Annotated in this window: 8 protein-coding genes; 5 read left to right on the top strand and 3 right to left on the bottom strand. The window is 69.0% G+C overall.

Features of this window, described 5'->3' with window-relative positions:
- Nucleotides 1–8 precede the first annotated feature (8 nt).
- The 4 genes from EZH22_RS07030 (at nt 9) to rpe (ending at nt 5,441) form a co-directional block, all read left to right on the top strand.
- Nucleotides 9–884, top strand: coding sequence for a phosphoribulokinase (locus EZH22_RS07030; RefSeq protein WP_203194990.1), 876 nt, complete (start codon nt 9–11; stop codon nt 882–884).
- 240 nt (nt 885–1,124) lie between these two features.
- Entirely contained in the window at nt 1,125–3,194 is a 2,070-nt protein-coding gene (gene tkt, locus EZH22_RS07025; protein ID WP_203194989.1) for a transketolase, read from the top strand.
- A gap of 218 nt (nt 3,195–3,412) precedes the next feature.
- Nucleotides 3,413–4,477, top strand: a complete 1,065-nt coding sequence (gene fba / locus EZH22_RS07020; RefSeq protein ID WP_203194988.1) for a class II fructose-bisphosphate aldolase — start codon at nt 3,413–3,415, stop codon at nt 4,475–4,477.
- Between the two features lie 271 nt (nt 4,478–4,748).
- Complete coding sequence (gene rpe, locus EZH22_RS07015; protein ID WP_203194987.1) at nt 4,749–5,441, top strand: ribulose-phosphate 3-epimerase; 693 nt, start codon at nt 4,749–4,751, stop codon at nt 5,439–5,441.
- 34 nt (nt 5,442–5,475) lie between these two features.
- Here the strand turns inward: rpe and EZH22_RS07010 are convergent, their stop codons facing one another.
- The 3 genes from EZH22_RS07010 to EZH22_RS31645 form a co-directional block, all read right to left on the bottom strand.
- Nucleotides 5,476–7,002 (bottom strand): acetyl-CoA hydrolase/transferase family protein, encoded by a 1,527-nt coding sequence (locus tag EZH22_RS07010; RefSeq protein WP_203194986.1) that lies wholly within the window; start codon nt 7,000–7,002, stop codon nt 5,476–5,478.
- An 86-nt stretch (nt 7,003–7,088) separates the two neighbouring features.
- A complete protein-coding gene (locus tag EZH22_RS07005; protein ID WP_203194985.1) occupies nt 7,089–7,862 on the bottom strand; it encodes a DUF429 domain-containing protein in 774 nt (257 codons plus the stop codon).
- On the bottom strand, nt 7,852–9,003 hold the full coding sequence (locus EZH22_RS31645) for an extensin-like domain-containing protein (RefSeq protein WP_231711354.1): 1,152 nt from the start codon (nt 9,001–9,003) through the stop codon (nt 7,852–7,854). The genes EZH22_RS07005 and EZH22_RS31645 overlap by 11 nt, the downstream gene beginning before the upstream one ends.
- Before the next feature lie 272 nt (nt 9,004–9,275).
- Between EZH22_RS31645 and EZH22_RS06995 the strand changes: the two genes are divergently transcribed.
- The gene (locus tag EZH22_RS06995; RefSeq protein ID WP_408647678.1) at nt 9,276–11,789 is read left to right on the top strand and encodes an alpha/beta hydrolase; all 2,514 of its coding nucleotides are present in this window, start codon (nt 9,276–9,278) and stop codon (nt 11,787–11,789) included.
- Nucleotide 11,790 lies beyond the last annotated feature (1 nt).

The raw sequence follows: 11,790 nt of genomic DNA, 5'->3' as shown, positions 1-11,790 counted from the left end.
CAACGCCTATGTCCATCAAGCATCCCATCATCGTCGTCACCGGGTCGTCGGGGGCCGGGACCACGTCCGTGAAGCGCACCTTCGACCAGATCTTCCGCCGCGAGGGGGTGAAGGCCGCCTATGTGGAGGGCGACGCCTTCCACCGCTACGACCGCTACGAGATGCGCGAGCTGATGGCCGCCGAGGGCGCCAAGGGCAACCGCCATTTCAGCCATTTCTCGCCGGACACCAACCTCCTGGGCGAGCTGGAAAGCCTGTTCAAGGACTATGGCTCGACCGGTTCCGGCCGCTTCCGCCACTATGTCCATGATGCCGACGAGGCCAAGTGCTACGGCACCGAGCCCGGCCGCTTCACCGGCTGGGAAGACGTGGAAGGCGGCACCGACCTGCTCTTCTACGAGGGCCTGCACGGCGCGGTGGTGGCGGACGACCTCAACCTCGCCCGCTATGCCGACCTGAAGATCGGCGTGGTGCCGGTGATCAACCTCGAATGGATCCAGAAGATCCATCGCGACAAGTCCACCCGCGGCTATTCCACGGAAGACGTGACCGACACGATCCTGCGGCGCATGCCCGATTACGTGCGCTACATCTGCCCGCAATTCACCGAGACCGACATCAACTTCCAGCGCGTGCCGACGGTGGACACCTCCAACCCGTTCGCCGCCCGCTGGATCCCGACGCCGGACGAGTCGATGGTGGTGATCCGCTTCCGCGACCCGCACGGCATCGATTTTCCCTACCTGCTGTCGATGATCCACAACAGCTTCATGTCGCGGGCGAATTCCATCGTCATCCCGGGCAACAAGCAGGACCTCGCCATGCAGCTCCTGCTGACGCCGCTCATCATGAAGCTGATGGACAGGAAGCGCCGCGCCGGCTGAGGCACGAGGTCTCCCGTTGCGGCGGGCACAAGAGGTTCCCTCCCCCGCGCCGGGGGAGGGGCAAGGGGGGAGGGCGGCACGTCCTTGGGCGCCTCAGCCCGGGCCCTTCGGACGCGTGGCTGCCGCCCTCCCCCCGCCTGTGCCTGCGGGGGCCCCGGGGCGGGCAGGACGACCGGGAATGAACCGATGGCGAGAGCCGCCCCGACCGGGCGGAAACTCTGCCGAGAAGGGAGAAGTGCCATGACCGCGCACGCGATGACCGCCGCCGCCAGTCCCGTCGACGCCGCCCCCGCTTTCGACCGGTCGCCGGGTTCGCTCGCCTGGCCGGTGACGGCGGCGCTCCGGGCCCTCGCCATGGATGGCGTCGAGCAGGCCAGATCCGGCCATCCGGGCGCGCCCATGGGCATGGCGGAAATCGCCGCGGTGCTGTGGCGCGAGGTGCTGCGGCACAATCCGGCCGATCCCGCCTGGCCCGACCGCGACCGCTTCGTGCTCTCCAACGGGCACGGCTCCATGCTGGTCTACGCGCTGCTGCACCTCACCGGCTACGACCTGCCGGTGGCCGAGCTGAAGCGCTTCCGCCAGCTGCATTCGCGCACCCCCGGCCATCCCGAATACGGGATGACCCCGGGCGTGGAGACCACCACCGGCCCGCTGGGCCAGGGCCTCGCCAATGCGGTGGGCATGGCCATCGCGGAGAAGACGCTGGCCGCCCAGTTCAACCGGCCGGGGCTGGCAATCGTCGATCACCGCACCTTCGTCTTCCTCGGCGACGGCTGCCTGATGGAGGGGGTGAGCCACGAGGCCTGCTCGCTGGCTGGCCGCCTCGGCCTCGGCAAGCTGGTGGCCTTCTACGACGACAACGGCATCTCCATCGACGGCAGGGTGGAGGAGTGGTTCCCGGACGACACGCCGGCCCGCTTCGAGGCCTATGGCTGGCACGTGGTGCGCGACGTGGACGGCCACGACCCCGCCGCGCTGCGCGCCGCCACCGAGGCGGCGCTGGCCCAGACGGGCAAGCCCTCGCTGATCTGCTGCAAGACCGTCATCGGCCGCGGCGCGCCCACCAAGCAGGGCCACCAGGACACCCACGGTGCACCGCTCGGCGCCGACGAGATCGCCCGCACCCGCGCCGCCATGGGCTGGGACCACGCGCCGTTCGAAGTGCCGGCCGAGATCCAGGCGCAATGGGACGCGCGCAAGGCCGGCGCGGCGCGCCAGGACGCGTGGGAGGCCCGCATGGCCGCCTATGCGCGCGCCTATCCGAAGGAGGCGGCCGAGTTCCGCCGCCGCCTCGCCGGTGATCTTTCCCCCGCCTTCGCCGATACCTACAAGGCGGCGCTGAAGGCCACGCTGGAAAAGGCGGAGACGGTCGCCACCCGCAAGGCCAGCCAGCAGGCTCTCGCGGCGCTGGCCCCCGCCGTCCCCGAGTTTCTCGGCGGCTCGGCGGACCTCGCCCATTCCAACCTCACCACCTTCCCCGGCGCCGTGCCGATCACGCGCGATCCGGCGGGCAACCAGATTTTCTATGGCGTGCGCGAGTTCGGCATGTCGGCGATCGCCAACGGCATCGCCTTGCACGGCGGGTTCGTCCCCTTCGTCGCCACCTTCCTGGTGTTCTCGGACTATGCCCGCAACGCCATGCGCATGAGCGCGCTGATGGGCCAGCGCGTCATCTACATCCTCACCCACGATTCCATCGGCCTCGGCGAGGACGGCCCCACCCACCAGCCGGTGGAGCATGTGGAGAGCCTGCGCCTGATCCCGAACCTCCATGTCTGGCGGCCGTGCGACACGGTGGAGACGCTGACCGCCTGGCACGCCGCGCTGACCCGCGCCGACGGGCCGAGCGCGCTCATCCTCTCCCGTCAGAACCTGCCCTGCTGGCCGCGCACGCCGGCGCAGGTGGAGGCCACAGAAGACGGGGCCTACGTGCTGCGGGAGAGCGAGGGGATGGCGCGCGCGGTGCTCGTCGCCACGGGGTCCGAGGTGAAGCTGGCGGTGGCCGCCGCCGAGGCGCTGGACCTCGCCGGCATTCCCACCCGCATCGTCTCCATGCCTTGCCGCGAGCGGTTCGAGGCGCTGACCGAGACCGAGCGGGCGGCGCTGTTCCCGAAGGGCGTCCCGGTGGTGGCGGTGGAGGCCGGCGTGACCCGCGGCTGGCGCGGCCTGTGCGGCACGCGGGGCGACGGCATCACCGTCATCGGCATCGACCGTTTCGGCGAATCCGCTCCCGAGAAGGACCTGTGGCCCCTGTTCGGCTTCACCGCCGAGAAGGTGGCGGAGGCGGTGCGCCGGGCGGTGGGGTGAAGGTTTGCATCCCGGCCGACTGAAACGGAGCGCAAGCGACGTGGAAGGAGAGCCGGGATCCAGCGCAAAGGTACGCCGAAGGCGGCATCCGCGGTTTCCGCCGCCGGTCATGACTGCAGCGCAGACGCTTTGCGCTGGGCCCCGGCCCGGCGCTCCGGCTCCGCCGTCGCCGGGCCGGGGAACACAGACATCAGGATTTGACCCACAAGGAGAGGACGATGGCCCTCGTTTCCATGCGCCAGCTGCTCGACCACGCGGCGGAGCTTTCCTACGGCCTGCCGGCCTTCAACGTGAACAACATGGAGCAGGTGAAGGCGATCATGGACGCGGCCCGCGCCACGTCCTCGCCGGTGATCCTCCAGGGGTCGGCCGGCGCGCGCAAATATGCCGGCGAGCCGTTCCTGCGCCACCTCATCGCCGCGGCGGTGGAGGCCTATCCGGAAATCCCGGTGGTGATGCACCAGGACCACGGCGCCTCGCCCGCCGTGTGCATGGGCGCCATCAAGTCCGGCTTTTCCTCGGTGATGATGGACGGCTCCCTGAAGGAGGACGGCAAGACGCCGGCCGACTATGATTACAACACCGCCGTCACCGCCAGGGTGGTGGAGCTGGCGCACGCGGTGGGCGTCTCGGTGGAAGGCGAGCTCGGCTGCCTCGGCTCGCTGGAGACCGGCAAGGGGGAGGCCGAGGACGGCCACGGCGCCGAAGGGGCCCTCGACCACGACAAGCTGCTCACCGATCCGGACGAGGCGGCTGAGTTCGTGAAGGCGACCCAGTGCGACGCGCTGGCCATCGCCATCGGCACCTCGCACGGCGCCTACAAGTTCACCCGCAAGCCCACCGGCGACATCCTCGCCATCGACCGCATCAAGGCCATCCACCAGCGCATCCCCACCACCCACCTGGTGATGCACGGCTCCTCCTCGGTGCCGCAGGAGCTGCTGGAGGAGATCCGCACCTATGGGGGCGACATCAAGGAGACCTACGGCGTGCCGGTGGAGGAGATCCAGGAAGGCATCCGCTATGGCGTGCGCAAGGTGAACATCGATACCGACATCCGCCTCGCCATGACCGCCGCCTTCCGCCGGGTGGGGGCGAAGAACCGGTCGGAGTTCGACCCGCGCAAGTTCCTCACCGCCGCCATGGAAGAGGCCAAGAAAGTGTGCATCAATCGCTTCGAGGCCTTCGGCTCCGCCGGCAAGGCCGAGAAGATCCGCCCCATCGAGCTGGACGACATGGCGAAGCGCTATGCGAGCGGGGAGCTCAAGCAGGTGGTGCATTGAGGACGTCCGCTGGTGCCAACGCGGCGCCGTGACGTATAGAAGTGCGCGAGGCGGCTCGGCCGCCTTCTTCCCCGGACCAGCGACAGCGCTGCTGGAGCGCCGATCCGGGGGCCAGGGAAAGGTCCTGCGCAGCAGGCTCTTTCTGCGACGGTCATGAAGGGAGCCGCCTGCGGCGCACGCTTGCGCTGGGCCCCGGCTCTCCTTCCGCTGACGCTCCAGTCGGCCGGGGCAAGACACCGCCCCGTCCCATCCAGACGTTGAGGAGATCCCCATGGCCCGCGCCCATCCCATCATCGCCCCGTCGATCCTGTCGGCCGATTTCACCCGGCTCGGCGCCGAGGTGGAGGCGGTGCTTTCGGGCGGGGCCGAGTGGATCCATTTCGACGTGATGGACAACCATTACGTCCCCAACCTCACCATCGGCCCGCTGGTGCTCCAGTCCCTGCGCAAGGTCACCCAGGCCTTCGTGGACGTGCACCTGATGGTGAAGCCGGTGGACGGGATGATCGAGGCCTTCTCGGGCGCCGGCGCCGATCTCATCTCCTTCCATCCGGAGGCGAGCGAGCACGTGGACCGCTCGCTCCAGCTCATCCGCTCCAAGGGGGTGAAGGCGGGCCTGGTGCTCAACCCGGCGACGCCGCTCTCGGTGCTCGACTACACGCTGGAGCACCTGGACCTGGTGCTGGTCATGTCGGTGAACCCCGGTTTCGGCGGGCAGGCCTTCATTCCCGGCGCCCTCGACAAGCTCAAGGCCATCCGCACCCGCATCGAGGCCTCTGGCCGCGACATCCGCCTGGAGGTGGACGGGGGGGTGAAGGTGGACAATATCGGCGCCATCGCGGCGGCGGGGGCGGACACGTTCGTCGCCGGCAGCGCCATTTTCGGTGCCAGGGACTATGCCGCGACCATCGCCGCCATGAAGCGCGAGATCGCGGCCGCCACCGGGGCCGCCGCGGCGGCGTGAGCCTGCCGGCGCATCCGCTCGGTGACAGCCGCGTTCAGGCGCTCTTCAGTTCCGCCTCGGCCCGCATCGAGCCGGTCTCCCGCGCACGGACATGCCAGGAGAGCGCCTCCTCGATGAGATGCGGCGTGTGGCCGCCGCGCGCGCTCGCCCGATCGAAATAATCCTCCAGCGCATCGCGGTAGAGCGGGTGGACGCAGTTGGCGATGATCACCCGCGCCCGCTCACGGGGGGCGAGCTCGCGCAGGTCGGCGAGGCCCACCTCGGTCACCAGGATGTCCACGTCATGCTCGGTATGGTCCACATGGCTCACCATGGGCACCACCGAGGAGATGGCGCCCCCCTTGGCGATGGACTTGGTGACGAAGACCGACAGGTACGCATTGCGCGCGAAGTCGCCCGAGCCGCCGATGCCGTTCATCATGTGGGTGCCGCCCACATGGGTTGAATTGACGTTGCCGTAGATGTCGAATTCCAGCGCCGTGTTGATGCCGATGATGCCGAGCCGGCGGATGATCTCGGGATGGTTGGAGATCTCCTGCGGCCGCAGGATCAGCCTGGATTTGTAGTCGCCGATGCGCGGCATCACGTCGTGGTATTTCGCCTGTGACAGGGTGATGGACGAGCCGGAGGCGAAATTGAGCTTGCCGGCGTCGAACAGGTCGAAGGTGGAATCCTGCAGCACCTCCGAATACATGGTGAGATCGCCGAACGGGCTGTCGATGAAGCCGTGCATGACCGCGTTGGCGATGGTGCCGATGCCGGCCTGGAGCGGCTGGAGGCGGTTGGTCAGCCGGCCGATCTTCACCTCGTGCTTCAGGAACTCCATGAGGTGGGAGGCGATGGCCGCCGTCTCCGCGTCCGGCGGCAGGACGGTGGAGGCGGAATCCAGCTTCTCCGTCACCACGATGGCGGTGATCTTCTCCGGCGGGATCGGGATGAAGGGCAGCCCCGCCCGGCTCTCCGGCGCCACCACCGGAATGGGCTCGCGGAACGGCCGGCGGGTGGGGATGTAGATGTCGTGCAGCCCCTCCAGCTCCGCCGGCTGGGTGAGGTTGATCTCGACGATCACCTTTTTGGCGAGGATGGCGAAGGTGGCCGAATTGCCCACCGAAGTGGTGGGGATGATGCCGCCCTGGGCGGTGATGCCCACCGCCTCGATGACCGCCACGTCCACCGGTCCGAGCTGGTTGGTGCGCAGGTGCTCCACCGTCTCGCTGAGGTGCTGGTCCACGAACATGACCTCCCCCGCATTGATGGCCTTGCGCAAGGCGGGGTCGGACTGGAACGGGATGCGGCGCGACAGGAGGTGCGCCTCGGCCATCTGCTTGTCGAGGTCGTTGCCCAGCGAGGCGCCGGTGATCAGGGTGATCTTCAGCTCTTCGCCGGCCTCGTGCGCCTTCTTGGCCCGGGCGGCGAGGGCGAGCGGCACCGCCTTCGCCTCGCCGGCGCGGGTAAAGCCGCTCATGCCGACGATCATGCCGTTCTGGATGTGCCCGGCCGCTTCTTCCGCGGAGACGATCTTGTCGCACAGGGAAGACAGTCGAATACGCGCGTGAGGCATGATGGGCCGTCCGTTTCTTGGGCACATCCCCCGCGCATAGCCAGAGGGCGTGTCGGGCTGAAATTCGACTTAAGAGAAAAACCTGATCAGGCGACGATGGCGATCGGCAGGCCGAAGGCATCGCGTTCCGCCGGGTCGGGAAAGCACAAGGCCTTGCCGCAAGCCACTCTTTTCGCCGTCACGACGCAGGCGCAGGCATCGATCAGGTCGTCCAGCCCTGCGCCGAGCGCACGGGCGTTCTGCTCGTCAAGCAGATCCAGCGGCACGCCCCATGCGCCCAGCAGCCGGCGGCGCAGGTCGAGGCCGGGCGGGAAGGGGCGGTTCTTCACCTTCTTCGGCAGGTCGAGCGGCTGCTGGCCATTCATCGCCCAGAAGGCGACCTCGGGGTGACATTCCAGCAGCCGTCCGGACAAATCCGGCCGGCGGCGCAGGAGGGCGTCGACCTCGCCGATCTTGGGGAAGAGGTGGAAGCACTGCTTGGCCACCGCCCGCGGCGGATCGGACGTGGCGCGGGCGGCGGCGCAGGCGGCGCGGTAGCGCTGCGGCTCGGGTCCGTCGCCGAGGCCCGCCATCACCGCGGCCCGCGCCGGCACGGAAAAGACCGAGGATTGCCGGAGCCCGAGCAGTGGCCGCACCAGCCGTTCGGGGGCCCGCCCGCGGGGGCCGACCCGGTCCGGCAGCCCGATGGGCATGTCGATGGCGGCGATGTCCGGCGCATCCGGGCCCTCGAACAGGCCGGCGACCGAGGGGAGGCGCGCGAGATGCAACTGCCCGGCGCCGTCCCATTGCGCCAGGATCCAGCCGCCGCGGCAGCCGTCGAGCCCGGCGAAGCGCCGGCGGGGGGCGCCGTCAGTCCTCACCGGGCTTGGCGGATGGCAGGGGGATGGTGGACGGCTGCGGCATGGGCGCCGAGTAGTATTTGCGCTTCACCGAACCGGTCTCGATGTTTCCGGCCGGCCCATAGGACATGGGCACGCCCTGGGGGCCCACCTGCCAGCCGGGCGGAAGGCCCTGCGGCGGCGGCTGGTGGCCGGCTGGGGTCGGGGCCGGCGCGCGGCTCGACGGCGGCGGAGGCGGCGCCGGCGAGGCGATGATGGGCGCCGCCGGCCTTGGCAGGGCGGCGGACGACGGCGGCTCGGCTTCCGGCAGGGGCGGCTGGGCCTGGGTCGGCTGGGCCTGGGCCGGCGCCGGCCGCGGGGCGAAGAGGGTGGACAGGAAGGACGGGGGCGCCTGCGGGGGCGGCGCCGCGGCCGGCTCCGGCGCCGGCTCGGGCAGGGACACCGCCATGGGCGGGGCCTTCTCCACCATGGGCGGGGCGAACGGCGCGGGCATGGGCCGGGGCGCGGGCTTGCAGATGGTGCGGCCCTTCTCGTGCCGCATCAGGTCCACGTGGATGTGGTCGTAGTGGAACACGTTGGAGCCGGGCGCCAGCACGGTGGTGAAGCGCTCGCAGGCGCCCGCCTGCACCTGCAGCAGGAAGCCGCGATCGTTGGGCGGGCCCTTCCAGCCGGTCTTGACGGTGATCCAGCGGCCGTCCGCGGTGCGGAAGGCGCCCACGTCGAGGGCGTTGCCGAAGGCGTGCTCGGAGATCTTGGCGTTCGGATTGCCGTTCATGCCGCGGCAGGAATAGGACGACATCTGGCTGATGGCGACGATGGGCTCGCCGAGCCAGGCCATGGCCGCCGGCTGCACCACCTCCTGCATCCAGCGCTCGGTTTCATAGATCACCGGACAGGCGAGCTTGGCCGCCGGCTCCACCACCACGTTGCCCTGGGCCAGGGCGCTGACCCGGAACGGATGCTCCATGCCGCACATGCCCGGCCCGTCGATGGCGGGAAGCGGTTCCACGAACGGCGAGGGCACCACGCCCTTGGCCGAAAGGCACTTCTCCTCCTCCTCGGCACGCCAGGGGTCCCGCGTTTCGAAGCCGAAACGACAGCCGGAAAGGAGCCCCGCAAGCAGCAGCGGAGCGATGAGGAGCCAATAGGAGCCGCGCGCCATGGCCGGCACCTTGGCGGACACCGCGTTGCGAAGCGGTTAAGGCGCCGCCATGTCCGCACCGCCATGTCCGCATCGGCATGTGCCGGGCCCGCGGGGGGATGCCGCGCTTTTCAGCCGGGGCCGCGGCCAGCGCCGACGCGGTATCGGCGGGCGTGGGCTTGCGGATCGCCCGCGCCCACGGGGATCGAGCCGGGGCCGCATCCCCCTTCCGTCCGTGGCATCCGCGTGCTGTTCTCACCGGCGGCGAACCAACCCGCCGGGAGGAAACAAGAATGATGCGTGCCTTCGTGCTCGGGCTTGCCTTGCTGCTCCCTCTCTCCGCCGCGCAAGCCCAGACCCTGCCCCCGGCCCCCGTTCCGATGCAGCCGCTGAAGATCACCGGCGCCTGCTCGCAGGAACGCCTGTGCCAGCTGAAGCGCTTCTATGAGGTGCCCAATTTCCGCATCGGCGGCACCTATGAGCTGTCCGCGCCCGACAAGTGGGCCCAAGGCGGGGAGGGCGGAACCACGCTCGAATCGCTGGGCGCCGGCCCGCTGAAGACCGCCTACATCGCGCTCGGCACCCCAGTGCGGAACGCGGCCGGGGAAATCACCAATGCGGTGATCGTCAACGCCTTCTATTCCGGTGACGCCACCGACATGTACGCCCAGTGGGTGGAGGGCACCCCGCTCTCCGGCGGTGCGGTGATCGGCCCGGGCAAGGCCATCGACACCAACCAATATTATGTGGTGATCCTCGACGCCCTCGGCCTGTGGGGCACCAGCAAGCCCTCGGACGGGCTCGGGCAGAAGTTCCCGCAATATAGCTACCAGGACATGGTGCAGGCCAATTACCGCATGCTGCGGGACCACCTGAAGGTCGCCCGGCTCGCCCTCGTCACCGGCGCGTCCATGGGTGCGACGCAGACCTATGTCTGGGGCGTCATGCATCCCGATTTCATGAACGGCCTCATGCCCGTGGGCGGCACCAGCCAGTCGGATGGCGGCGACCCGGTGGGCAACTGGACGTTCCAGCTCATGTCGGCCGCCATCGAATCCGATCCCCAGTGGCGGGCGACCGGGGGCAATTACTACGCCCTGCCCAAGGACAAGCACCCCAATCAGGGGGTGGCCTTCGGCTGGTCGGTGCTGCTGCTCACCGGTTTCGACTTCGATTTCCGCTCGCAGCAGGACTGGGCCAAGGTCCAGCCCGACATCTTCTACTGGAACCCGCCCACCCCGCAGGCGGGCGCGTCGGTCAACAAGCGCGCGCTGTTGTTCGATGCGGTGGACCTCCTGTGGCGCAACCGCGCCGGCGAGCAGTACAACATCAATGACGAGCTGAAGCGCATCAGGGCGCGCACGCTGGTCATGCACATCGAGAACGACCAGTGGCTCACCTTCGACCGCGCCAAGCGGACGGTGGAGCGGGTGCCGGGCGCGGACTTCGTCCATGAGACGAGCCCCGTCGCCCATTACGGCGTCTTCTCCATCCTGAAGAACCGGGAGTTCGATCCCACCGTCGCCGCCTTCCTCGGCGACGTCTCGCGGCTCACCCGGAACCAGGAACTGACGGCGAAGAGCTACCGCACGCCGTCCGTCGCCGCCGACATCACGCCGGACAAGTCGTTCTGGAACAGCTTCGTCACCTATCCCTTCCCGGTGAAGAAGACGACGGCGAAGGACTCCCGTGGCATCGCCTGGGACATCGGCTACATGGACGAATATGCCGGCACGGCGAAGGACCCCGACGTGCTGGTGATCATCCATGGCAAGGGCGCGTTCGGCGGGCACTACGGCAACATCATGCGCATCGCGCTGGAGCGGGGCCTGCGGGTGATCGCGGTGGACCTGCCGCATTACGGCATGTCCGGCCCCGGCAATCTCGACAAGAGCCCCGCCCGCACCATGCAGGAGATGCGTGAGGTGGTGCACGAGGTGGTGGTCAACCAGCTCAAGGTGCAAAAAGCCGCCTATCTCGGCCATTCCATGGGTGGGCAGATCGTGCTCGGCTATGCCCTCACCTGGCCCGAGGCGGTGACCAGGCTGATCCTCGAAGCCCCCGCCGGCCTGGAGGAATATCCGCGCGAGGTCACGGTGGCGCCGGGCAAGAAGCTGGACCTGTTCGATCCGGCCTTCGCCCATGACTTCGACAAGTGGAAGGCCACCTGGGACCAGACCGGCCTGCGTGAGCGGGAGAAGAGCCTCACCGCCCAGCAGGTGGACGACTTCTTCCATTTCCGCCGTCGCGATCCGGTGACCGGCGCGGTCACGCCCCAGCGCTCGGGCTACTTCGTGCGCGACAGCGAGTATGCCCGCCTCCACACCGCCCAGCGCATCGGCATGATCAAGGGGGATCCGCGCGAGTTCCAGCAATGGGTGGACGTCTTCATCTTCGACATCTACGCCATGGTCTCTGAATTGCAGGAGAAGGATCCGCAGAGCCTCTACAAAAGGCTCACCGACATCAAGATCCCGATCTTCCTCGCCTTCGGCGACAAGGAGCCGTTCATCCCCGGAACGGCCTTCAACGGTTTGAACGACCTCTCCCGCCAGCTCATCCTGCCGTTCATGCGGCGTATGAATGCGGCCGGACGGGACGTGCAGCTCAAGATCTATCCCGGCACCGCCCATTTCATCCACACCGACGAGCCGGTGGCGTTCGCGCAGGACGTGGTGGATTTCGTGGAGACGGGGCGGGTCGCCACCGGCGCGCCGGCGAGCGTCGACAGGCTGATCCACGGCGCGCCGGCCGAGGGGCCGGCGCCGGCGGCCACCGCCGCCGCGCCCACCGGCCTCAACAAGTAGG

Origin of the sequence: Xanthobacter dioxanivorans, from assembly GCF_016807805.1 — a bacterium.
Taxonomy (GTDB): Bacteria; Pseudomonadota; Alphaproteobacteria; order Rhizobiales; family Xanthobacteraceae; genus Xanthobacter; species Xanthobacter dioxanivorans.
Note: the sequence above shows the minus strand (reverse complement) of the source record. Positions and strands in the feature narration are given on the sequence as shown.